Origin of the sequence: Micrococcus sp. Mcc28, from assembly GCF_024519775.1 — a bacterium.
Lineage (GTDB): Bacteria > Actinomycetota > Actinomycetes > Actinomycetales > Micrococcaceae > Micrococcus > Micrococcus luteus.
In genome coordinates this window covers 167,053-189,272 of sequence record NZ_JALJRH010000002.1, presented here as the reverse complement: position 1 = coordinate 189,272, position 22,220 = coordinate 167,053, and the positions used below count along the sequence as shown (strand labels likewise).

Below are 22,220 nucleotides of genomic sequence, written 5' to 3'. Positions count from 1 at the left end.
CCTTGGATGCCGCCGTCGACCATCCGCGGGGTGCCCAGAGCGACGCCCAAGGACCGGGGACGGAGCGCTCCGGGTCGTTGACCGCGAACGTCATGACCGTCGCGGACGCCCTGCGCGACCCCAGTCTCCGTATCCCCGAGTACCAGCGGCCCTATACGTGGTCCACGAAGAACGCTGTGCAGCTGATCGACGACATCCGTCGATTCCGCAGCGCGGCGTCCTACCGGATTGGGACGATGATCGTCCATGCAGAGGGCGGGCGGCTGGACATCGTCGACGGCCAGCAGCGGTACATGACCTTCGCACTGATCGCGCTCGCACTGCAGGAGGTCCTGGGCGACACCGCCGAGCGCGCCGAGCACCAGCGTGCGGCCCTGGACCGTGCGGCGGCCATCGAGCTGCCGCCGGGCCGCCGGGACGTGTCGGAGCGCCACATCGTCGAGAACCATCGCCTCCTCCTGCAGACATTCCGGTCCTGGGACAGCACCGAGGTCGAGGACTTCGCGGACTACTTCCTGGATCGTTGCACGCTGGTGCGCCTGATCGTCAGCGACCTCGACGCGGCCTTCCAGATGTTCGACTCGCAGAACACCCGCGGCCGGGCGCTCCTGCCCACCGACCTGCTGAAGGCATACCACCTCCGCGCCTATGGTGAGGCCACATCGGACCGGGCGGCGATCCTCGCGGCCGTGCGGGAGTGGGAAGCTACCCCGCCGGTCGAGATCCACCATCTGTTCTCGCGTCTGCTCTATCCGATCCTCCGCTGGAGCGCCGGTGAGTCCCTGCCGCGCGACGGCTTCACCGCGTCCCGGATCGGAGCGTTCAAGGGGATCTCCGCGGGGCCGACGGGCCTCGGCCGACTGCCCTGGGCGCACGGGCTTCTCATGGCCAAGGCCCACGTGGACGACTACAACGGGCGAAACGCCGCGCTGATCGCGCACGGTGCCCTTCCTCCGCTGGAATTCCCGTTCCAGCTGACCCAGCCCGTCATCGACGGCGAGATGTTCTTCCGCCTGGTGCGCCACTACACCCGGCTCGCGAGGGCCCTCGGCGTCTCCGCGACGGACGCGGAGCAGACCGCCGGGGACGACGCCCGTCGTGGGAGGGAGAACAGGCGATTCCAGACGATCACCCGGCTCGTCCGGGCCACCGGTACCGGCGCTGGCTACCGCTACACACAGGAGCTCTACGGAGCGCTGCTGCTGGCCTACGCGGACCGGTTCGGCGACCACGACATCGAGCGCGCCGCTCTCGTGCTCGCACGGCATGCCTTCGCATTGAGAACGCGGTTGACGCGGGTCTACCCGCGTTCCGTGGAACTTCACGCGCTGGGCCAGCACGGGGCGCCGGACCTGGAGGACCGGGTGAACCTGTTCCGTCTGATGAGGAGCAGCCTGGACCCCGCCGCCGTCACCGGGCGCGTGGCGGCCCTCCCCGGGCCGTACGTGGACGAGGCCTCCCCGGTGGAGCGTCTCTACTCGGACACGCCCTGGGACACGGAGGAAGCCCACGATGCAGACTGAGAAGCACGTGCCGGAGGCGCTGACGATCGAGGAGGTCTTCACCGCCGCCCGGCACTACCGGGTGCCGGTCTACCAGCGGGCCTACGCCTGGACGCAGGTCGAGATCTCGACACTGCTCGCGGACGTGCGCCGCGCTCGCCTCCGCTCGGAAAAGCCGGATACGCAGGGAGCCTTGTCCGACTACTACCTCGGCTCGCTGGTGGTGAACCGAGCCACGACTCCTGAGGGCGTGCCGATCGACGAGGTGGTCGACGGGCAGCAGCGCCTGACCACGCTGACGGTGCTGGCGGCCGTCGCGGAGCGTGTCATCCGTGCCGGTGTCCTCGACCCCCGGGCGTTGGCCGTCCTGGATTACGAAGGGCGCCCCGAGGCCGGGGAGGACCTCGCGACCCTCCGCCGTCGGGGCGCCCCCGCCGGGACGTCGTTCCAGGTGGACGCCATCGGGGTGGCCGTCGAGACGATCGCTGCGGCCTGCCGGCGGGCCATGGACCGGCAAACCCCGGCAGACGATCAGGAGGTGATGTTCGACGGCGACGACCTCGCGTACCTCTGGAAGCATGTCCGGTTGCTGCGCACCGAGCTTCCGAAGGGCACGGACCTCAACCACTATTTCGAGGTGATGAACACCCGCGGTGAGCAGCTCGCCAAGCACGAGATCCTCAAGGCCACATTGATGCGGCCTCTCCAGGACGCCACGGACCGGAAGGTGTTCGCGCACGTCTGGGACGCTTGCGCCGTTCTGGACCGCCACGTCCAGCTCCAGTTCTCACCCGAGCGGCCGAAGGATGGGGGTGAGGCGGCAAGAGACGCCGTCTTCGGAGCGTCCTGGTCGTCCCTCCTCACACGGGATTTCGCGTCGCTGCGGGCAGCTCTCGCGCCGAGCCTGACCGCGACGGTGTCGGGCGCCCGCACCATCATTGGGGCTCTGCGGGCCGCCGGGCAGACCGCCGTGGAGTCCGGGCCCTCGTCCGACCAGCGTCAGGACGACGCCGATACCGGCGCCTACGGGACTATCGTCGACTTCCCGAACTTGCTGCTGCATGTGCTGCGCGTGATGCAGGAGAAGGGTGAGGGGGCCGAGCCCGGCCTGCCGCGGTGGGGCCAGGACTCGACGGGGGCCGTGCGGCTCGAGGACGGCTCCCTGCTGGAGCAGTTCGCCCAGCACGGCCATGTCGACGCGGCTTGGTCTCAGCGCTTCCTCGTGACGCTGCTCCGCATGCGCCTTCTGCTGGACACCTATGTGATCAGGACTCTGGCGACGACGGGAACCCAGGCGGACGAGGAGAACTGGGTGCTCAGCCGAGCTCAGAAGCTCGAGACGGAGGCCGGCGAGCGCTCTCCGCGCCGACGGCTGGGTGTGAAGAACACCTTCCAGGATCCGCAGGTCCAGGACGCCGTCCGGAACCTTCAGGCCATGTTCCAGGTCACCGACACGCGCCGCACGTCCAAGTACTTCCTGTACCGCATCCTGCGATGGCTGGATGCGCAGCCGGTGGACTGCGTGGACGGCGAGGCCTTCCAGCGCATGCTGGAGGACCTGGCCCGCGAGCGGCTTCGCGCCTACGACGCGGACGAGGGGTTGGACCTTGGGGTCAAGGTCCCGAATTTCGTGTTCAACGTGCTGGATTACATCCTCTGGGATCTCGGACGTAATCCGGCCGCCGAAGCGGGGCCGCTCTGGGCTGCACTCGGCGACGTTGAACGGAGTGTCCTGTCCCAACGTGCAGGCTCATTCCGCTTCCGGTACCGGACTTCGGTGGAGCACTTCTATCCCGTGGTTCCTGGCGAAGGACAGAAGGTCCTGACATCAACGGAGGTGAACCGTTTCGGGAACCTGTGCATCATGGGCCGACGCGAGAACTCCCAGCGGAACAACCTGATGCCAGTCTCCAAGGTGAAGCAGTACTCTTCGGACGAGCAGAGCCTCAAGTTCCAGCTCATGGCCGGCATCCTTGACGTCGAGGGCGACTGGGACGTCCCTCAGATCAAGGAACACGGGAACAGCATGCGGCGGGTGATCCAGGAGTGGCAGGGCAAGCGGCCCTGACACCTCGGGACGATCTGGCCTCAGGGCCCCCGTTAGGCTCGTTCCATGGTCACCGCGCGTGAAGTCACCCTTCAGGAACTCCTCGGGGGCTCTTACCAGTACACGGTCCCGCTCTATCAGCGGACGTACTCCTGGGGCCGCCCGCAGTGGCAGCGACTGTGGGAGGACGTCGTGGACGTCGCCGACCATCGGCGGGACAACCCTTCGGCGACCCACTTCCTCGGTTCGCTCGTTCTCGCCGGCTTCCGGGACAACGGGCCCGGTGGCGTCCAGCGGTGGCTCGTGGTGGACGGGCAGCAGCGGTTGACGACGCTGACGCTCCTCCTCGCCGCTGTCCGCGACCACCGGGCTGAGCACGAAGGCCCCATGCACGCCGATCGGGTCAACGAGAAGTACCTGGTCAACAAGTGGGAGGACGGCGATCTCCGCTACAAGGTTCTGCCCACCCAGGCCGACCGTGGCGCCTACCGCGGACGGATCGAGCACGCCCCGGACGCTGCCGAAGGATCCAGGATCAGCGAAGCCCACCAGTTCTTCCTGACGAAGCTGCTCGGGTTGAGTCAACCGTCTGCTGGCGGTGAAGAGGAGCCGCTGACCTTGGCGGAGGTCGAGTCCGCCGTCGTCGCCGGCCTGTCGATCGTGTCCGTGACCACCGGGGAGAACGACAACGCCCACCGCATCTTCGAGTCGCTGAACAACACCGGCCTCAAGCTCACCCAGGGCGACCTGCTCAGGAACTACCTGTTCATGCAGCTGCCCACACGGGCGGATGAGGTCTACACCACCCTGTGGCTCCCGTTGCAGAACCTGCTCTCCAATGAGGAACTGGAGACCCTGTTCTGGCTTGACCTGGTGCAACAGGATCCCAAGGTCCGCCAGACGGAGATCTACGCGGGGCAGCAGCGTCGCATGCGTGACCTGCAGGACGAGTCGCAGGTCAGGGCGGAAGTCGAGCGGTTCCTGGCGTTGGGGCGTCTCTACGACGTGATGCTCCGTCCGGAGAAGGAGCGGGACGACGCAGTGCGCTTCCGCTTGGCACGCCTGCGCGCCTGGCGCACGACGACGACGTTCCCGATCACACTGCACCTGATGGAGCGCCGGTCGTTGGGGGACATCGACTCGGACGAACTGGCCCGTGCGCTCCTCTACCTCGAGTCGTACCTGGTCCGACGCCTCGTCTTTGGCCGCTATTCCGACGGTCTCAACAGCACTCTGCTCGCGGCGACGGCGGACATCCAGGGTCAGGACGACCCGGCGGATGCCCTGCACCGCTTCCTCTCCAGCGGGCGGAAGCACTTCGCCTCCGACGACCAGGTCCGCCAGGCCGTGATGACGGCACCCTTCTACACGACGGGCCGAGCGGCCCACCGAAAGCTGATCCTCCGGTGGATCGAGGAGTCCTACGGCAGCAAGGAGCCGGTGGACCTCGACAGCGCGACCATCGAGCACGTCATGCCGCAGACGCTCACGGAGGAGTGGGAGCGCACTCTGGCCGCCCAGCTCGAGGCGCACCAGGACCTTCGAGAGGTGCACACCGAACTCCTCCACACCTTGGGCAACCTCACCCTCACCGGGTACAACAGCGAGCTGAGCAACGGGCCCTTCGCGGTCAAGCGTGCGGAGCTGGCCAAGAGCGGCATCCGCATGAACCAGGAGATCTCCGCTGAGCCGGTATGGGGTCCCGCGCAGATCCGTGCTCGCGCCGAGCGGCTGGCGGACCGGATCGTCGGTATCTGGCCGGGACCCTCAGCAGAGGCCGCCTCCGGGGTCGCTCACACGGCCTGGCAGACGCTGACGGATGCCGTCGCGGCCATTCCCGCCGGGTCCTGGACCTCCTACGGCGAACTGGCACGGCTGATCGGAAGCCATCCGGTCCCCGTGGGGACCTACCTCGCACGGACTGCCCTGCCTCACGCTCATCGTGTGCTGCAAGCAGGAGGCACCGTCTCTCCGTCCTTCCGGTGGACCGACGTCCACCGCACGGACGATCCGCACGACGTCCTCGCGGCCGAAGGCGTGCGCTTCTCCGAGGACGGACGTGCCGACGGCGGCCAGCGGCTGCTGGCGGAGCAGCTCGCCGAGCTCATCGACGTCGACGTCGACCTGACCGATCCCCGGTCGCTCGCCGCCCCGGGCAACGACCCTGCGCTGCGGGACCGCTGGGTCGACCGACTTCACGACCACAACGATCCCGAATCGGCCCGCGCACTGATCGAGGTCCAACGAGGCTGGGTCGAGCGCGGTGGCCGGGCGGAATTCGCGGACAATGCCGCCGGCGGTTGTTTCTTGGTCGTCCCGCGCACGTCAGCACGCGCCATCTGGCCGGTGATCCTGTACCCGACGTACGGCGTCGAGGTCGTCTTCTATCATCTGGCGAATTGGCCTCCCTTCACGGACGAGGCGCTTCTCGACGAATTCCGGGGACGTCTGAATCTCATCCCCGGGGTGGAATTCGGCCCCGAGTCTCTCCGCCGGCGCCCGAGCATCAAGCCGCAGACCCTTCAGCCGGCCGCGGCACAGGAGGCGTTCCTCGACGCGCTGGAATGGTTCCTGCGCACCGTCCAGGAGGACGACAGGACTTCCTGACAGCCCTGCCAGGGGCAGGCCCTGGCGAGGCGCTGACCCCCTCACCCCGTCCACCCCACCCAGTACGCTCGCCCCATGAAGATCGGTCTCCGCAAGCCCAGCCTGAAGAAGTCCATCAAGGCCCGCACCACGGGCCGCGCCAAGCGCGCGATCAAGCGCAAGGTCATCCCCGGCTACGGCCGCAAGGGGATGGGCTGGCTGCGCGATCCGAAGCGCGCCGCCTACAACGCCGTCTACCGGCGCACCACGGTCGGCCTGGGTGACGTCCTGAAGATGTTCAAGTGACCTCCGCGCCCTCGCGGACCTGACCGGGGTCGGCCCGGTGGAGGAGCGCCGCCGGCCTGGGCTGCAGCCCGCCCCTCATCGGCCCGCGAACGCCTCCACCCACCGCACGGCCTCCAGGTGCTCGGACGCCGCCGCGATCGACGCCGCCTCCTGCCGCACGTGTGCACGCAGCGCCTCGACGTCGGCCCCGCGCGCCAGCGCCTTCGTCGGCCCATAGGTGTGCGCCGGACCGGCCACCAGCTCGTCCTCGAGCTCCGCCAGACGCGCCGCGAACGCGTCCCCGGCCACCGCCTCGGTCGCCAGGCCCCACTCCACGGCCTCGGTCCCGTTCAGGCGCCGCCCGCCGAGCAACAGCTGCGTCGCGCGCACCGGCCCCAGCACCCGCGGCAGCCAGTAGGACACGCCCGTGTCCGGTGTCATCCCGAGCGCGGAGAACGCCGTCACCAGCTGCGCGTCCTCGCGCACCAGCACGACGTCGCCGCCCAGCAGGAGCCCGAGCCCCGCCCCGGCGGCCGTCCCATTGACGCCGGCCAGCACCAGCAGGCGAGAGCCTGTGAGCGCCACCGCGACCTCGCCCGCCGCCTCGCCGAGCTCCTGGATCATCGCGCGCCGCTCCGGCCCGGCAGGCGCGGCGGCCATGGCCTGGACGTCCCCGCCGCTGCAGAAGATCCGCCCGGCGCCGGTCAGCGTGAGCACGTGCACGGACTCGTCCGCCTCGGCCGCGGCGATCGCCGCGAGCACCTCGCGCGCCATCGTCAGTCCGAGCGCGTTGCCCTTCGCGGGCCGGTTCAGCGTCAGCCGCACGACGCCGGGCCGCGTCTCGACGAGGACGGCGGGGGCGTCGTCGGAGGAAGAAGGGGTGGGTGCGGTGCTCATGTCAGCTCCTGGGGTCGGAAGGTGGGGGGCGGGTGCCGGGCACGAGAGCGGCCGGCCGGGGCTCACGCGAACGCGCTCATCCCGGTCAGGTCCCGGCCGAGGATCAACGCCTGCACGGACTCGGTGCCCTCGTAGGTGTGCAGCGCCTCGACGTCGGCGAAGTGCCGCATCACCCGGTGTTCCAGGAGGATGCCGTTGCCGCCGAGCATGTCCCGGGCGATCTGCGCCACCCGCCGCGCACCCCGGGTGCAGGCGTACTTCAGCAGGGAGGCCTGCTCGTCACGCAGCCGCCCCGCCGCCTGCAGGCGGGCCACGGCCACGCAGCGGGTCTGCATCGCGGTCACCTCGTCCAGCATCTGCGCGAGCCGTTCCTGCACCATCTGGTGCGCTCCCAGCGGCTTGCCGAACTGCTCGCGCTGCCGGGCGTAGGCGAGCGCGGCCTCGAACATCGCCGTGGCGTGGCCCAGCGCGGACCAGCCCACGTTCACGCGGGTGGCCACCAGCACGCGCGCGGCGTCCTTGAACGTCGCCACGTCCGGCAGCCGGGCGTCGTCGCCGACCCGCACGTCGGTCAGCGTGATCTCCGCCTGGTGGATGGCCCGCAGCGCGCCCTTGCCCGTGATCACCTCGGCCTCGTAGCCGGGCGTGGACTGCTCCACCACGAACCCCTTGACCTGGCCGTCCTCGGTGTCGCGCGCCCACACGATCGTGATGCCCCCGGCGGCCCCGTTGCCGATCCACTTCTTGGCGCCGTTCAGCACCCAGCCGCCGGCGCCGTCGGGCCGCGCGGACGTCTCGAGGGACACCGAGTCCGAACCGTGCAGCGGCTCCGTGAGCGCGAACCCGCCCGGCAGCGTGCCGCGCGCCACCGGCTCGAGGTACCGCTCCTTCTGCTCCGGGCCGGCGCAGTGCACCAGGGCGCGCAGCACGAGCCCGCCCTGCACGGCCGCAGCCGCGGCCATCGACCCGTCCGCCCGGGAGATCTCCATCGCCACCAGGCCCGCGGCCAACGGCGACATCACCGGGTGCCCCGGCACCTCCAGCCCGTCGGTGAGCAGGTCCAGCTCGCCCGCCCGCGCCACCAGGTCCAACGGGTACTCCGCCCGGTCCCAGTGCCCGTCGATCCGCTCGAGCACCTCCCGGCCGTAGGCACGGGCGCGGTCCCAGTGCGCGCGGTCCTCGTCCGTGGCCTCCCCGAACGCGTCCAGGTAGTCGACGTCCAGGGGCGTGACGACGTCGTAGGTCGGCTTCTGCGTGCGCGTCACCGGGCCTCCTGCGTCCGCTCGGCGCGCAGCGCGCGCTTGAGGAGCTTGCCCGACTGGTTCCGCGGCAGCTCCGCCACGAAGTCCACGCGCTTGGGCACCTTGAAGCCCGCCAGCCGCTCCTTCACGTGGGCGCGCACGGTCTCCGCGGTCAGCTCGGCGCCCTCCTTGAGCACGACGACGGCGGTCACCGCCTCGATCCAGCGCTCGTCCGGCAGGCCGATGACGGCGACCTCGGCCACCTCGTCGAGCTCGTAGATCGCGTCCTCGACCTCCCGCGGGGCGACCAGCACGCCGCCCGTGTTGATGACGTCCTTGATGCGGTCCACCACCTGGATGTAGCCGGCCGCGTCCTGGGTGACCTGGTCGCCGGAGCGGAACCAGCCGTCGTCGGTGAAGGCGTCCGCGGTGGCGTCCGGGCGGTTCCAGTAGCCGGAGAGCAGCTGCGGCGAGCGGTACTGGATCTCGCCGGGCTCGCCGGGCGCGGCGGGGGCGCCGTCGGCCGTCATCACCCGCGCCTCCACGTGGAACACGGGGCGGCCGCATGAGGCCGGCCGCGCGTCGTGCTCCTCGGGGCGCAGCACGGTGCACAGCGGGCCCAGCTCGGACTGGCCGAAGCAGTTGTAGAAGCCGATGCCCGGCTGACTCTGACGGAGGCGCTGCAGCACGGTCACCGGCATGATCGAGGCCCCGTACTGGGCCTTGTGCAGCGAGGAGAGGTCACGCGTGGCCAGGTCCGGATGGTTCGCCAGCGGCACCCAGACGGTGGGCGCCAGGAACAGGGAGCCGATGTGCTCGGTCTCCACGAGCTCGAGCATCCGGGGGATGTCCGGGGCGGCCAGCAGGCGCACCGTGGCGCCGAGGCTCAGGTAGGGGAGCAGGAACACGTGCATCGCGGCCGAGTGGTACAGCGGCATGGCCACCAGGGGGCGGTCCTCGGCCGTGAAGTCCAGCGCGATGATCGAGGAGAGGTACTCCGCCACGAGCGCCCGGTGGGACATCATGGCGCCCTTGGGGGTGGAGGTGGTGCCGGAGGTGTAGAGCAGCTGGGCCAGGTCGGTGGCCGACACCTCCGCCTCCGGGGCGGCGGCGTCCAACGTCTCGTCCTGGGCGGTCTGAAGCACGGAGGGCTCGGCGTGGCCGGCGGGGAGCATGGTCCACACGTGCCGCAGAGCCGACGCGCGGCCCTCGGCCCGGACCTGGTCGACCCGCTCGAGCATGCCGGCGTCGGCCACGAGCAGCTCCGCGCCGGAGTCCTCGAGGGCGTGGGCGAGCTCGCCGCCCTTGAGCGCGAAGTTCACGGGCACGTGCACGTAGCCGGCCGTGACGCAGGCGAGGAAGAGCAGCGCGTAGGCGTCCGAGTTGGTGGCGTAGGCGGCCACCCGGGTGCCGGCCGGCAGGCCGGTGTCCTGGAGGCGGCGGGCCACGCGGTGCGCTCCGTCCCGGAGCTGGGCGTAGGTCCAGTCGCGGTCCTCGAAGCGCAGGGCGACGGCCTGCGGGGAGCGGGCGACCGCGCGTGCGAACACGCGGCCGATCGTGTCCTCCGGGGCGGGGGAGAGGTGGCCGGCGTCGGTGGGGTGGGTGATCTGGTCGGGCATGGAAACCTCCGGGGGATGGGTCAGAGACGTTCGATCACGGTGACGTTGGCCTGGCCGCCGCCCTCGCACATGGTCTGCAGGCCGTAGCGGCCGCCCGTGCGCTCGAGCTCGTGCAGCAGGGAGGTCATCAGGCGGGCGCCGGTGGCGCCGATGGGGTGGCCCAGGGCGATCGCCCCGCCGTTGACGTTGACCTTCGCCGGATCGGCGCCGGTCTCGGTCAACCAGGCCAGCACGACGGCGGCGAACGCCTCGTTGATCTCCACGAGGTCCATGTCGTCGATGGTCAGGCCCATGCGGTCGAGCGCGTACGCCGTCGCCGGGATCGGGGCGGAGAGCATCATGACGGGGTCGGCGCCGCGGGCGGAGAGGTGGTGGATGCGGGCTCGCGGGGTGAGGCCGTGGCGGCGCACCGCCTCCTCGGAGGCGAGCAGGAGGGCGGCCGCGCCGTCGGACATCTGGGAGGCGGTGGCGGCGGTGTGCAGCCCGCCGGGGACGATCGGGTCGAGCGAGGCGATCTTCGTGGCGTCCGGGGTGCGGGGGCCCTCGTCCGCGGTGAGGCCGGCGAGGGGTAGGATCTCGCGGTCGAAGCGACCGTCGGCCTGGGCGGCGAGCGCACGCTCGTGGGAGCGCACCGCGAACTCCTCCAGGGCGTCACGGTCCAGGTTCCAGTGCCGGGCCATCATCTCGGCCCCGCGGAACTGGGAGATCTCCTCGCTCCCGTAGCGGGCGGCCCAGGACTCGGAGCCGGTGAACGGGTCGGGGAAGCCGAGATCGCGGGCGGCCGTGTTGGACCGGGAGAGCGGGATCGCGCTCATGGACTGGACGCCACCGGCGACGACGAGGTCCGCCGTCCCGCTCATGACGGCCTGCGCGGCGTAGTGGACCGCCTGCTGGCCGGAGCCGCACTGGCGTTCGACCGTGGTGCCGGGGACGTCCTCGGAGAGCCCGGCCGCGAGCCAGGCGTTGCGCGCCACGTCCATGGCCTGCGGGCCGAGCTGGTCGATGCAGCCGAGGATGACCTCGTCGTATTCGGCTGAGTCGATGTCCTGGCGGCCGACGAGCTCGCGCAACGGCGCGGCCGCCAGGTCGAGGGGATGCACACCGGCGAGCCCCTTCCCTCGGCGACCCACGGGGGTGCGGACGGCGTCGATGATGTAGGCCTCGGGCATGGGGGCTCCTCCGGACGGCGGGGACGTGACGCCGATCACGCTATTGCTTGGACATCCAACGATCAAGAGTGTGACGGGATCCGTCGCGGCGGCGTGGAGGAGCGCCGTTTCGTCAACGAAAGCGGCTCGGGGCGCGCCGTTTCGGCTACGAAAGCGCTGGGGCGGGCGTCGCCATACCCTGGTCAGGACCCCCTGCCCCGGGCCTAGCGTAAGGACCAGCGGCATGCACCCGTGCCGCCGAGACGAGAGGAACCGGCCATGGCCACCCCGCACACCCCCGACCCCCAGGACGCCCGGCGCGCACGCGAGGCGACGGACGAGACCTCCGGTGCCGCGTTCGACGGCGACACGCCCCCAGCCGAGGGCGCAGGCGTCGGCCCGAGCAACCCGGGCATGGACGTGGAGCAGACCGGCGAGCGCTCGGCGGGCAAGATCGTGCTCGGGCTGATCATCGCCCTCGTGGTCATCGGCGTCCTGCTGTTCATCCTGGGCCGCGTCGCCGGCCTCGGCTGAGCCGCGGCGCAGACCCCTCGGGCACGCCACCGGCACACCACGACCACGGGGCGGGCACCGATCCGTCGGTGCCCGCCCCGTGGTCGTGTCCGCTCCGCGGTGATGCCGTTCAGCGGCGACTCCGCACCGTCGCAGCGGTCAGAAGCCGCCGCCCATGGTCCGGCGGCCACCCGCCGTGCGTCGGCCGGCGGCACCGGACCGGCCGCGGGAGGCGAGGGCCCCGCCGAGCAGCCCGCCCAGCAGGCCGGTGCCGAGGCCGCCCGTGGACCGGGCCGAGGGCCCGAAGCCGCCGCGGTACGCACCGGAGCTGCGCCCGCGCGTCGTGCTTCCGGCGCCGCGGCGCGAGAGCTCACGCAGCGCCAGACCGCCGAGCGTGCCCAGGAGGGCACCGCCCAGGCCGCTGGACCGGCGTCCCTGAGAGCGGGCCTGCCGGCCGAAGCCGGGGGACCGGCCGATGTGCGCACCGATGGTGGGTCGGCTGGAGCGGCGGCCACCGCCGCCGAGAGTGCGGGTGAGGCTGGAGAGGATGCCCATGGTGTCCTCCTCGGACGTCGTGCCGGCCACTCGTGCGTGGCCGGTCGGGTGCGCCTCAACCTAGGCGCCGACCCCCGCACGGTGTCCAGACCGGGCCTCCTCATGCATCGAGGCGGGATATCCACCCCACGGCCGCCCGCGGCAGCCGGATGGGGTCGATATCCCGCCTCGAAACGCGCGGGCGGGGGCGTCAGTCCTGGAGCGGGGAGGTCTTCGGCTCGTCCCTCCAGAGGGCCACGTTCCGCGCCTCGGGCAGGTCGGAGATGTGGAAGCCCGGATTCATGCCCGCCTTGAGCTTGCGCTCGTAGTCCCGGAGCAGCTTCACGGCCAGCCCGCCCAGCGGGATGATCGCCACGAGGTTGATGGTCGCCATGAGGGCCGCGAACGTGTCCGCGAGGTTCCACACCAGCGCCACGGAGCCGAGCGCGCCGCCGACCACGCACACCAGCACGAGCACGCGGAACACGGTGATGGCCGGGCCCGCGTGGCGGCCGGCCAGGTACCGGATGTTGGCCTCGCCGTAGTAGGTGTTGCCCAGCACGGAGGACCAGGCCAGGAAGAAGATGATGACGGTCAGCGCCGGGCCGGCCCACGCGCCCACGGCCTGCTGGAGCGCACCCTGGGTCACCTGCATGCCGATCGCCTCCCCGCGTCCGTAGGCCGGGTTGGAGAGCAGGATGACGAACGCGGTGGCCGAGCACACGATCAGGGTGTCGAAGTAGACGCCCAGGGACTGCACGAAGCCCTGCTTGGCCGGGTGGGAGACGGCCGCGGTGGCGGCGGCGTTCGGGGCGGAGCCCATGCCGGCCTCGTTGGAGAACATGCCGCGGCGCACGCCCTGCATCACCATCGTCATGCCGACGGCGGCGCCCGCGACCTCGCGCAGGCCGAACGCGTGGCCCACGATCAGCGCGATCATGCCCGGGACCTCGGTGATGTTGACGACCATCACGATCAGGGCCAGGAAGATGTAGAACGTGGCCATCACGGGGACCAGCACGTTGGTCACGGCCGAGAGCCGGCGCACGCCGCCGAAGATCACGAGGCCGGTGAGGGCGGCCAGGCCCAGGCCCACGATCCACGCGGTGGTGGAGGACGCGCCCCAGTTGGCCTGCACGGACTCGGAGATCGAGTTGGACTGCACGGCGTTGAACACGAAGCCGTAGGTCACGGTGATGGCGACGGCGAACACGGCCGCCAGCCACTTCGCGCCCAGGCCGTCGCGGATGTAGTACGCGGGGCCGCCGAAGTAGCCGTCCGAGCCCTTCTGCTTGTACAGCTGGGCCAGCGTGGACTCGACGAACGCGGTGGCGCCGCCGATGATCGCCAGCAGCCACATCCAGAACACGGCGCCCGGGCCGCCGATCACGATCGCGATCGCCACGCCGGCCACGTTGCCGGTGCCCACGCGCGAGGCCGCCGAGATGGTGAAGGCGCGGAACGGGCTCACGCCGTCGTTCTCGAACCCGGTCTGGGACTTGGCCGTCACCGACCGCAGCATCTCCGGGAGCATGCGCACCTGCACGCCCACGGTCCGGATGGTGAACCACACCCCGGCCACGAAGAGCAGCGCCATCACGACGTACCAGTACTTGTCGTTGAGGGCCGTGATGGCCGCTGTGATCTGTTCCACTGTCGCTTCCACAGCCCCACCCTAGAGGCTGGGGCGGAGGACGGGGAATCGGGGGCCGGGGTCAGCCGGCGGCGTCGTCCTCGACGCGGAGCTGGATCAGCTGCCCCATCCGCTCGGGCAGGTCCCCCTCGGGGGTGCCGACGCTGGCGTGGCGGGCGGCGGCCCGGGCGAGGTCGTCGGCCAGTTCGTTGCCGTGCACGCCCACGTGGCCCTTGACCCACGTGGTGTCCACCTGGACGTCCGCGGCCTGCGCCAGGTCGACGGCGGCCAGCAGGCGCCGCAGGGTGCGGCGGATGCGCTCGCCCCGGGCGCCGCCGAGGGTGAGCCGCTCGCGGCGGGCGGCGTTGAGCAGGGCCAGCGCGGTGCGCGAGTCCGAGTGGATGGTGACCCGGCCGCCGGGGGTGCCCGCCCACGCGCAGATCACGTGCCCCAGCACGAGCGCCTCGAGTTCCACCTCGAGCGGCATCGTGGCCCCGGCCACGGCCTGCACGGCCCACATGCTCGGCCCGGCGACGGCGGCCGCCCCGCCGATGCGGGAGCCGCGCAGCACGGAGCCGTCCACGTACACGTCCGTCACGTCCGCCTCGTCCGCGAACGTGAGGCTGTGGGTCACCCCGGGCAGGTTGCGGCGCAGGAAGCGGTCCGTGCGGCGGCGGGAGAGGAAGACGCCGGAGGAGCGGCGCAGCGCGTCCTCCTCCTCCTGGGCGGCCTCGATGGCCTCGAGCGGGATCCGGGCCGCGCCCGTCTGGGCGACCGTCTCCGGGTCCACGTCCGGCAGCAGGTAGCTGGAGCGCTGCGTGCCCACGGGGGACTCGTCGAGCCGGTAGGAGACCACGCGCGTGTCCACGGGGGCGAGGACCTCGAGCAGGGAGAGCAGCTCGGCGTCCCGGTCCGAGCGCAGCCGCACGATCACCGGGCGCTCCGGTGGCAGGTCGACGGTGACGGTGGACCAGAAGACGCTCAGATGCGCCGTGCCGACCATCCCGGTGTAGACGTGGCCGCGGACGTCGTCGCCGAGCTCGCGCAGCTCAAGCTCGCGGGCCACGTAGACGATGCCCCCCGTCGTCGGATGCAGGTCCAGGCGGAGGGCGGGGCCGTGGTCCACGCCGGGCAGCATGGCCAGCGGGCTGGCCACCACGCGGACGCCGTCCCGGCGGATCCGGGTGCGCGGCGGGGAGGGGCGGGGGACGACGGGGCCGGTGCGCGTGAGGTCGACGCCGTTCCGGTCCCGCGGGGTGCCCCGAGGCCGGCGGGCACGGACCACGCGCAGCGGGCGGTGCTGCTCCTCCGCCTTGGCGCCCGGGCCACGGAAGTCCCAGCCCACGTCGACGAGCGCCGCGGGGTGTGCGGGCTCGACGTCGTGATGCAGCGTCCGGTCCACGACCGTCCGCGGGTGGTTGATCCGTGCTCCCATGGCTTCGCCGGCTGTGTCGAAGGGGACCGCGCCGGAACTGTGAGCCGGGTCCGGCGGGCCATGCTGGTACTGCGGCGGTCGGGCGGGATCGCCGTGGACGAAGGGGACGACCCGTCCCGACCTGTTCTGCTCTGGGCGACCTTACCGAGCGCACCTGTGAGGAGGCAGGTCTCCTCTCCTCGGCCTCCCGCGCGGCGGCGTCGGACGAGGGGTCAGAGCGGGTCCGTGCGGTGCCGCTGCACGTCCGGGCCGGTCGCCACGCCGAGCGCTTGCGCCTGTGCGCGCTGCTGCCGCAGGGACACGGTGCCCAGCAGCAGCGCCAGGGCCCGCTCCCCGTCCTCCGGGGTGTCCGCCGCCTCGGTGAGCAGACGGTGCAGGCCGAGGCCGCCCAGCCCGAGCGCGAGGGCGGAGAGCACCACGTCCGCCCCGTCCCGGTGCCGCAGCAGGGCGGCCTCCGCGGCCTCGGCGCGGCCCGCCAGGTCCGTGACGCGGCGGGCGCGCACGGTCTCCTCCGCCTCGGCGACGATCCGGTCCGCCACCCGCGCCAGCAGTGACTGCTTGTCCGGCACGTGCCAGTACAGCGCGGAGGCCTGCACGCCCAGCACCCCGGCCACGCGCCGCATGGACAGGTCGCCCATGCCGAAGTCCTGCAGGATCCCGACGGCGGCGTCCACCACGTCCTGGGCGGTCAGCCGGGGGCGGGGTGCGGGCGGGGTCATGCCTGAGAGGCTACCGCCGGGCCGTCCTCCTCCGCCGCGATGCGTCCCCCCGCGCCGAGGCGCACGGTGCGGTCGGCCATCACGGCGGCCTCCGCGAGGTCGTGGGTGACGACGACGCCGGTCGTCCCCGCCGCCCGCAGCACCGCCCGGATGTCCTCGGCCAGGCGCCGGCGCAGGTCCGCGTCGAGCGCGGACAGCGGCTCGTCCAGCAGGAGCACCCGCGGGGCCGGGGCCAGCGACCGGGCCAGCGCCACGCGCTGGGCCTGCCCGCCGGAGAGCCGCTGCACAGGCCGGTCCGTGAGCTCGGTCAGGCCCACCAGGTCCAGCAGCTCGGCCACGCGTGCCCGCCGCCGGGCCCGGTCCCAGCCGGCGGACTCGAGGCCGTACGCCACGTTCCGGCCCACGGTCCGGTGCGGGAACAGCTGCCCGTCCTGGAACACCATCCCCACGCCCCGGCGGTGCGTCGGCACCGCCGCCACGTCCCGCCCGTCGAGCTCCACCGTGCCCGCCACGACGTCCTCGAGCCCGGCGATCCCGCGCAGGATCGTGGACTTGCCCGAGCCGGAGGCGCCCACGAGCGCCACGATCTCCCCGGCGGCCACGTCCAGGTCCGTCCCCCGCACGGGGGTGGAGCCGTCCGGATAGCGGATCGCCACATCCCGCAGCCGGAGGGAGGCCCCCGTCGTCGTCGGCGTCATCACAGACCTCCCGCCCCGGCCGGGCCCCGGGGGCGCAGCCGCTCGCACACCAGCATGATCCCGGCGCTCAGCACGGCCAGCACCGTGGCCGCCGCGAGCGCCATCCCGTAGTTGTCCGCGCCCGGCCGGCCCAGCAGCCGGGCGATCAGCACCGGCAGGGTGGGCGCGGACGGGCTCGCCAGGAAGCTCGTGGCCCCGAACTCGCCCAGGGACACCGCGAAGGCGAAGCCCGCGGCCACGCCCACGCCGCGGGCGAGGAACGGGCCGTCCACGGTGGCCAGCACCCGCCACGGGCCCGCCCCGAGGGTGCGTGCGGCCTCCCGCAGCCGCGGGTCCACCGCCGCGAGCACGGGCACGAGCGCCCGCACCGCGAGCGGCAGCGCCACCACCGCCTGGGCCAGTGGCACGAGCACGCCCGAGGCCGCCAGCTCCGGGAACGCGGCCCGCAGGGACACGACGAAGCCGAAGCCCACGGTCACCGCGGACACGCCGAGCGGCAGGAGCAGGGCGCCGTCGAGGGCCCGCTGGGCCACCAGCGCCGCGCGTGAACGGAAGGGCCGGGTCAGCAGCAGGGCCAGCGGCACGGCCACCACGAGCGTCACGAGCGTGGCGTCCACGGCCACCCGCAGGGACTGTTCGAGCGCCTGGGCCGGCGTCGACCCGCCCACGAACCCGCTGCCCGCGCTCGTGGACAGCAGCCGATAGTTGCCCAGCCCCCAGCCGTGGCGGGTGTGGAAGGAGCGCACCACGAGCGTCAGGATCGGCGCCACCACGAGCGCCACCACCGCGAGCATCACGGCCACCGGGACCGCGTCCGCGCGCGTGAGCCGGGCCGGCGGCGTCTCCCGCAGGCGCAGCGCCCGCTGGGTGCGCGCCGCCGTCACGCCGGAGACCACGACGGCGGCCAGCACCACCGCGAACTGCAGCACGGAGAACACCGCCGCGGTCCGCAGGTCCAGGTAGACGGAGGTCTGCACCCAGATCTCCGACTCGAGCGTGCCGTAGCCGGGCCGGCCGAGCGTCTGGACGATGCCGAACGCGGACGCGCAGAACAGGAACACCAGCGCCGCGCTCGCGGCGATCGCCGGGGCGAGCTGGGGCAGCGTCACGGTGCGGAACGCCCGCCACGGCGAGGCGCCCAGGGTGCGGGCGGCCTCGGTCTGGCGCGGGTCGAGCGCGTTCCACAGCGCGCCCACCTGGCGCACCACCACGGACACGTTGAAGAAGACCATGGCCAGCACGACGGCGGTGGTCGTCTGGTCCAGCCCGGTGAAGCCCAGCGGTCCGCCGGGGGCGAGCAGGGCGCGGAACGCGACGCCGACCACCACCGTGGGCAGCACGAACGGCACGAGCACGAGGGCGCGGAGCACGGCCCGCCCCGGGACGCGACGCCGGTGCAGCACGAACGCGGTCGGCAGGCCGAGCGCCACCGAGACCACCGTGCCGGCGGCGGCCATCCCGAGCGTCTGGCCGAGGATGCGCCACGTGCGCTCGCGGGCGAGGGTCTCCCTGAAGGCGGTGAGGTCCACGGCGCCGGTGAACGCGTCGGCGTCGCCGCCGATCCCGCGCCAGAGCATGGCCGCCACGGGCCACGCGAAGAAGACGAGCAGGAAGGCGACCGGCAGGACGGCGGCCACCAGCCACCACGGGCCGAGCCCGTCCCCCCGGCCGCGGGCCCGCCGGCGCGGCAGGTCCGTGCCGGGGGCCGCGACCTCGGTGAGCGCGGACATCAGCGCCGGGAGGCCTCGGCCAGGGCGGTCCACTCCTTCAGCAGGTCCTCGCGGCGCTCGTCGATGCGGGCGGGGTCCGGGGTGATGGCGTCCTCGACGAGCGGCGCGTTCTGCGCCCACTCCTCGGGCAGCTGCACCGACTCGTCGATCGGGTACATGTACATCGACTCGGGCAGGGCGGACTGGACCTCCTCGGTGAGCAGGAAGTCCACGAACGCCTGTGCGCCCTCGGGGTTCTTCGCGCCCTCGAGCACGCCGGCGTACTCGACCTGCGGGGTGCAGGAGTCCTCGATCACCTCGGTCTCGGGGGCGAACGCGGGGGAGGAGGAGTAGGAGAGCACCACCGGGAACTGGCCCTTGCCCTCGCCGCCGGAGAAGTCCGAGTTGTAGGCGTCGGACCAGCTGTCGGCGATCTTGCCGCCGTTCTCCATCAGGCCCTGCCACCAGTCCTGCCAGCCGTCGTCGCCGTACTTCTCCGTGGTGGCCGCGAGCAGCGCCAGGCCGGGGGAGGAGGCCACGGGGGAGGTGGCGACCGTCAGCTTCGCGTACTCGGGGTCGTCGAGCTGGTCGATCGAGGTGGGGGCCTCGACGTCGTGGGCCTCGAACCATGCCGGATCCGTGTTGAAGCACACCTGGCCCTGGTCCACCGGGGTCATGCGGTCCTCCACCATCCGGTCCTGTGCGGAGGCGGGCAGGTCCTGCGGGGTGTATTCGGCGACGACGCCCTCGCGGACGAGGCGGTGCGCCGAGTGGTCCTCCACGCCGTAGACGCCGTCCACGGTGGGCTCGTCCTTGGCCAGCAGGAGCTGGTTCACCACGCTGCCGGCGTCGCCGGGGGCCGTCGTCTTCAGGGTGTAGCCGGACTCCTGCTCGAACTTCTGGACGAGCTCCTGGGGCAGGTTGAACGAGTCGTGCGTCATGATCGTCACCGTCGTCGGCTCGCCGCCGGCGCCGGCGGCGGACGACGACGCCCCGTCGCCGGACGAGCCGGACACCGAACAGCCGGTGAGGGCGAGGGCGGCCACTGAGAGGGCGGCGAGGGCGCGGTGCGGGGTGCGGGACATGGCGGTTCTCCTCTGGGACGGCAGAGGGGCCGGGACGAGGCCGCCACCGGAATCCCGGGACGACGTCGACCGGGAGACTCGACTTCCTTCGCCGGTGCGGACCGGCGCAGGTTCGAGGGTCTGCGGCGGACCGCACTCTCAGCGCCGCGCGGGCGCTCCCCTGTCGATGTGGACTGGTCCCGACCCTACCCCGTCCGGCCCGCGCATAGACTGCCCGCGTGAGCGCCGCACAGCCCGCGGGGGTGACCCCGCCGCCCGCCTCGTCCAGCCCCGCCTCCGACTGGGACATCCGCCGCCCCCACCGCATGTGGCCGCGCATGCTGGTGATCGTCCTGACGCTCGCGGGCCTGGTGCTGGTGGTGCAGTTCTTCCAGGGGATCGCCTCCATAGCGGCGCCCGTCTTCCTGGGGCTGAACCTCGTGATCGTGGCCTACCCCCTGCAGGCCTGGCTCATCCGCCGGGGCCTGCACCCCGTGCTCGGGGCCGCCACCACCGTCCTGCTGGTCGTCGCGGTGATGGCCGTGTTCGGGGGCATGATGGTGTGGTCCGGCCTCGAGCTGGTGGCGGAGCTGCCGAAGTACGCGGACCGCTTCCAGCAGATCGTCCTGGACGTCTCGCACTGGCTCAACGAGCGCGGCGTGACCCCGGACATGGTGTCCCAGCAGCTGGCCTCGATCGACATGAGCACCGTGACCGGGACGGCCGTCAGCGCCATCACGAAGATCGCCACGAACGTCTACGCGGTCTTCGGTCTGCTCGTCACCGTGATCATGGGCATGTTCTTCCTGGCGATGGACTCGATGGACGTCGAACGCCGCGTCCGCCTGCTCAGCACCGCCCGCCACGAGTTCGGCCACGCCCTGGTCGAGTTCGCCCAGGGCGTGCGCCGCTACTGGGTGGTCACCACGGTGTTCGGCCTGATCGTGGCGGTGCTGGACGTGATCGCCCTCATGCTGATCGGCGTGCCGCTCGCGCTCGTGTGGGGCGTGCTCAGCTTCCTCACCAACTACATCCCGAACATCGGCTTCATCATCGGCCTGCTGCCGCCGGCCGTCCTGGGCCTGGCGGCGGGCGGCTGGTCCGACTTCCTGTGGGTGGTGGTCAGCTACTCGGTGCTGAACTTCGTGCTGCAGTCCGTGATCCAGCCCAAGGTGGCCGGCGACGCGATCGGCGTGATCCCCACCGTCAGCTTCCTCTCCCTGCTCTTCTGGGCCTGGGTCCTCGGCCCGCTCGGCGCGATCCTCGCGCTGCCCTGCACGCTGCTGGCCAAGGCCGTGCTGATCGACGCCGACCCGAACGCCCGCTGGATCAACGCGCTCATCGCCTCGGACCTGAAGGGGATGGAGCGCCGTCAGTCCTCGCTCCTGGAACGGCTGCGCCCGGCGGCCTGGCGATCCGACGCGCACGGGGGAGATGAGGACCGCGCCTCGGCGGACGGCGGGGACGACGACGGTCCCGCGACGGACGAGGTCACGGGCGGGGCTGGAGCAGCACCAGGTCGTTGAGCGCGCCGGCCAGCCGCAGCAGCGGCGGGGCGGGGAACGACAGCTGGGGCAGCCCCGGGTGCAGTGCCGCGCACGCGGCGGCCGCGGCCTCCTCGCCCGCGGCGTCCTCGAACGCCGGCCGCAGCACCGCAGCGCCCAGCGGCAGCGTGTCCAGGAGGGAGCGGGGGCCCCGCTCGGCCGGGTCGTACGCGGCGGGCTGCGCCGCCCCGGTCACCGTGCGCACGCGCAGGGGCCGGCCGGCGGCGTCGTCGGCGCCCTGCAGGAAGCGCAGCGCCGCCGCCGCGTAGGGGTGCTCGGGGTGGAACCGGTCGCCGCGCCAGTGCACGGCGGCCTCGCCGTCGCCCCCCAGCCGCACCCACGAGGCCAGGTGGCCGGGCCCGCCCCACGGCCCGGTGTCCGGCCGCGGTGCCGGCGGCACCCACAGCACCCGGGTGATCCCCAGCAGGGCGGCGAACTCGGCGGCCACCTGGCCGGGGGTCCACGCGCCGTTGATCCGCCCGTCCAGCACGGGGTCCGCGGCCACCACGGCCGTCCCCTCGCCGTCGCTCACCCAGGCCCCGCGCGGGGCGCACAGCAGGGGGGTGAGCAGCGGCAGTCCCGCCGCCTCCGCCACGGCCGTCGCGGCCGCGCCGTCGAGCGGCCCGGTCCCGGTCAGTCCCGCGGCGCTGCGCCAGGCGACGGCGGCCAGGCCCTCGGGGCGGCGGATGAAGCTCGGCCCGGTGCGGCCCAGCAGCGGTGAGCCCACGGGCGCGCGCAGCAGGTCCACCTCCGGGGGCACCAGCCGCGCCGCCCCGGCGTCGCGCGGGTGGGCGAGCACGGTGACCGGCAGCACGGCGGCGAGCGTCTCGGCCAGGCCCACGACGGCGTCCCGCGTCTCGTCTAACAGCGTCGGCACCGGGTGGCGGTGGGGCAGGACGAGCCAGGCCCGCTCGGGCGGATCCTCGGGTCCGGGCACGGGCACGACGACGTCCCGGCGCTCCCGCGCGTCGGTGGGGACGGGGTCGGCGGCGGCCATGGCGGACGGGCTCCTGGGAAGACGGCGGCGACGCGCGGGCGCGCGGCGA

18 protein-coding genes and 1 riboswitch are annotated in these 22,220 nt (G+C 72.6%); of the genes, 6 read left to right on the top strand and 12 right to left on the bottom strand.

Going from position 1 to position 22,220, the window contains the following annotated elements; translation table 11 throughout:
• The first annotated feature begins 92 nt into the window (after window positions 1–92).
• From NR073_RS01840 to NR073_RS01825, 4 genes are all read left to right on the top strand, one after another.
• Window positions 93–1,523 carry a DUF262 domain-containing protein gene (locus tag NR073_RS01840; protein WP_256748560.1) on the top strand — a complete coding sequence of 477 codons (1,431 nt, stop codon included), beginning with the start codon at window positions 93–95 and terminating at the stop codon, window positions 1,521–1,523.
• Window positions 1,513–3,570, top strand: a complete 2,058-nt coding sequence (locus NR073_RS01835; RefSeq protein WP_216881109.1) for a DUF262 domain-containing protein — start codon at window positions 1,513–1,515, stop codon at window positions 3,568–3,570. The genes NR073_RS01840 and NR073_RS01835 overlap by 11 nt, the downstream gene beginning before the upstream one ends.
• Before the next feature lie 45 nt (window positions 3,571–3,615).
• A complete protein-coding gene (locus NR073_RS01830) occupies window positions 3,616–6,156 on the top strand; it encodes a DUF262 domain-containing protein (RefSeq protein ID WP_216881111.1) in 2,541 nt (846 codons plus the stop codon).
• 75 nt (window positions 6,157–6,231) lie between these two features.
• A complete protein-coding gene (locus NR073_RS01825) occupies window positions 6,232–6,441 on the top strand; it encodes a hypothetical protein (protein WP_002857973.1) in 210 nt (69 codons plus the stop codon).
• A gap of 75 nt (window positions 6,442–6,516) precedes the next feature.
• Here the strand turns inward: NR073_RS01825 and NR073_RS01820 are convergent, their stop codons facing one another.
• From NR073_RS01820 to NR073_RS01805, 4 genes are all read right to left on the bottom strand, one after another.
• Entirely contained in the window at window positions 6,517–7,317 is an 801-nt protein-coding gene (locus NR073_RS01820; RefSeq protein WP_135019278.1) for an enoyl-CoA hydratase/isomerase family protein, read from the bottom strand.
• 62 nt (window positions 7,318–7,379) lie between these two features.
• Complete coding sequence (locus NR073_RS01815; protein WP_135019279.1) at window positions 7,380–8,582, bottom strand: acyl-CoA dehydrogenase family protein; 1,203 nt, start codon at window positions 8,580–8,582, stop codon at window positions 7,380–7,382.
• Window positions 8,579–10,177 carry a fatty acyl-CoA synthetase gene (locus tag NR073_RS01810; RefSeq protein ID WP_135019280.1) on the bottom strand — a complete coding sequence of 533 codons (1,599 nt, stop codon included), beginning with the start codon at window positions 10,175–10,177 and terminating at the stop codon, window positions 8,579–8,581. The genes NR073_RS01815 and NR073_RS01810 overlap by 4 nt, the downstream gene beginning before the upstream one ends.
• Window positions 10,178–10,197: 20 nt before the next feature.
• Window positions 10,198–11,346: an acetyl-CoA C-acetyltransferase gene (locus NR073_RS01805; protein WP_036317622.1), complete on the bottom strand. Its 1,149-nt coding sequence runs from the start codon at window positions 11,344–11,346 to the stop codon at window positions 10,198–10,200.
• A 258-nt stretch (window positions 11,347–11,604) separates the two neighbouring features.
• Here NR073_RS01805 and NR073_RS01800 point away from each other — a divergent pair, with 258 nt between their 5' ends.
• Window positions 11,605–11,859 (top strand): DUF6480 family protein, encoded by a 255-nt coding sequence (locus NR073_RS01800; protein WP_036317625.1) that lies wholly within the window; start codon window positions 11,605–11,607, stop codon window positions 11,857–11,859.
• A gap of 138 nt (window positions 11,860–11,997) precedes the next feature.
• Here the strand turns inward: NR073_RS01800 and NR073_RS01795 are convergent, their stop codons facing one another.
• From NR073_RS01795 to NR073_RS01765, 7 genes are all read right to left on the bottom strand, one after another.
• Window positions 11,998–12,393 (bottom strand): hypothetical protein, encoded by a 396-nt coding sequence (locus NR073_RS01795; protein ID WP_036317637.1) that lies wholly within the window; start codon window positions 12,391–12,393, stop codon window positions 11,998–12,000.
• Window positions 12,394–12,583: 190 nt separating this feature from the next.
• Entirely contained in the window at window positions 12,584–14,026 is a 1,443-nt protein-coding gene (locus tag NR073_RS01790) for a sodium:alanine symporter family protein (RefSeq protein WP_036317627.1), read from the bottom strand.
• Window positions 14,027–14,087: 61 nt separating this feature from the next.
• The gene (locus NR073_RS01785) at window positions 14,088–15,440 is read right to left on the bottom strand and encodes an RNase H family protein (RefSeq protein WP_256748559.1); all 1,353 of its coding nucleotides are present in this window, start codon (window positions 15,438–15,440) and stop codon (window positions 14,088–14,090) included.
• A gap of 212 nt (window positions 15,441–15,652) precedes the next feature.
• Window positions 15,653–16,159 (bottom strand): TetR family transcriptional regulator, encoded by a 507-nt coding sequence (locus NR073_RS01780; RefSeq protein ID WP_036316161.1) that lies wholly within the window; start codon window positions 16,157–16,159, stop codon window positions 15,653–15,655.
• On the bottom strand, window positions 16,156–16,857 hold the full coding sequence (locus NR073_RS01775) for an ABC transporter ATP-binding protein (RefSeq protein ID WP_036316162.1): 702 nt from the start codon (window positions 16,855–16,857) through the stop codon (window positions 16,156–16,158). The genes NR073_RS01780 and NR073_RS01775 overlap by 4 nt, the downstream gene beginning before the upstream one ends.
• Window positions 16,857–18,587 carry an iron ABC transporter permease gene (locus NR073_RS01770; protein WP_060973498.1) on the bottom strand — a complete coding sequence of 577 codons (1,731 nt, stop codon included), beginning with the start codon at window positions 18,585–18,587 and terminating at the stop codon, window positions 16,857–16,859. The genes NR073_RS01775 and NR073_RS01770 overlap by 1 nt, the downstream gene beginning before the upstream one ends.
• Window positions 18,587–19,651: a thiamine ABC transporter substrate binding subunit gene (locus NR073_RS01765; protein WP_060973499.1), complete on the bottom strand. Its 1,065-nt coding sequence runs from the start codon at window positions 19,649–19,651 to the stop codon at window positions 18,587–18,589. The genes NR073_RS01770 and NR073_RS01765 overlap by 1 nt, the downstream gene beginning before the upstream one ends.
• A gap of 66 nt (window positions 19,652–19,717) precedes the next feature.
• Window positions 19,718–19,823, bottom strand: a riboswitch (TPP riboswitch).
• A gap of 46 nt (window positions 19,824–19,869) precedes the next feature.
• On the opposite strand from NR073_RS01765, the gene NR073_RS01760 reads away from it, so the two are divergent.
• Complete coding sequence (locus tag NR073_RS01760; protein WP_060973500.1) at window positions 19,870–21,156, top strand: AI-2E family transporter; 1,287 nt, start codon at window positions 19,870–19,872, stop codon at window positions 21,154–21,156.
• Here NR073_RS01760 and NR073_RS01755 read toward each other — a convergent pair.
• The gene (locus NR073_RS01755) at window positions 21,122–22,171 is read right to left on the bottom strand and encodes an agmatine deiminase family protein (protein ID WP_256748558.1); all 1,050 of its coding nucleotides are present in this window, start codon (window positions 22,169–22,171) and stop codon (window positions 21,122–21,124) included. The genes NR073_RS01760 and NR073_RS01755 overlap by 35 nt on opposite strands.
• Window positions 22,172–22,220 lie beyond the last annotated feature (49 nt).

Excerpts from the sequence above, each read along its gene's own strand:
- NR073_RS01770 (WP_060973498.1), bottom strand. The coding sequence starts at position 18,587 with ATGTCCGCGCTCACCGAGGTCGCGGCCCCCGGCACGGACCTGCCGCGC.
- NR073_RS01785 (WP_256748559.1), bottom strand. The coding sequence starts at position 15,440 with ATGGGAGCACGGATCAACCACCCGCGGACGGTCGTGGACCGGACGCTG.
- NR073_RS01830 (WP_216881111.1), top strand. The coding sequence starts at position 3,616 with ATGGTCACCGCGCGTGAAGTCACCCTTCAGGAACTCCTCGGGGGCTCT.
- NR073_RS01755 (WP_256748558.1), bottom strand. The coding sequence starts at position 22,171 with ATGGCCGCCGCCGACCCCGTCCCCACCGACGCGCGGGAGCGCCGGGAC.
- NR073_RS01780 (WP_036316161.1), bottom strand. The coding sequence starts at position 16,159 with ATGACCCCGCCCGCACCCCGCCCCCGGCTGACCGCCCAGGACGTGGTG.
- NR073_RS01820 (WP_135019278.1), bottom strand. The coding sequence starts at position 7,317 with ATGAGCACCGCACCCACCCCTTCTTCCTCCGACGACGCCCCCGCCGTC.
- NR073_RS01795 (WP_036317637.1), bottom strand. The coding sequence starts at position 12,393 with ATGGGCATCCTCTCCAGCCTCACCCGCACTCTCGGCGGCGGTGGCCGC.
- NR073_RS01825 (WP_002857973.1), top strand. The coding sequence starts at position 6,232 with ATGAAGATCGGTCTCCGCAAGCCCAGCCTGAAGAAGTCCATCAAGGCC.
- NR073_RS01840 (WP_256748560.1), top strand. The coding sequence starts at position 93 with ATGACCGTCGCGGACGCCCTGCGCGACCCCAGTCTCCGTATCCCCGAG.
- NR073_RS01810 (WP_135019280.1), bottom strand. The coding sequence starts at position 10,177 with ATGCCCGACCAGATCACCCACCCCACCGACGCCGGCCACCTCTCCCCC.
- NR073_RS01835 (WP_216881109.1), top strand. The coding sequence starts at position 1,513 with ATGCAGACTGAGAAGCACGTGCCGGAGGCGCTGACGATCGAGGAGGTC.
- NR073_RS01805 (WP_036317622.1), bottom strand. The coding sequence starts at position 11,346 with ATGCCCGAGGCCTACATCATCGACGCCGTCCGCACCCCCGTGGGTCGC.
- NR073_RS01800 (WP_036317625.1), top strand. The coding sequence starts at position 11,605 with ATGGCCACCCCGCACACCCCCGACCCCCAGGACGCCCGGCGCGCACGC.
- NR073_RS01775 (WP_036316162.1), bottom strand. The coding sequence starts at position 16,857 with ATGACGCCGACGACGACGGGGGCCTCCCTCCGGCTGCGGGATGTGGCG.
- NR073_RS01765 (WP_060973499.1), bottom strand. The coding sequence starts at position 19,651 with ATGTCCCGCACCCCGCACCGCGCCCTCGCCGCCCTCTCAGTGGCCGCC.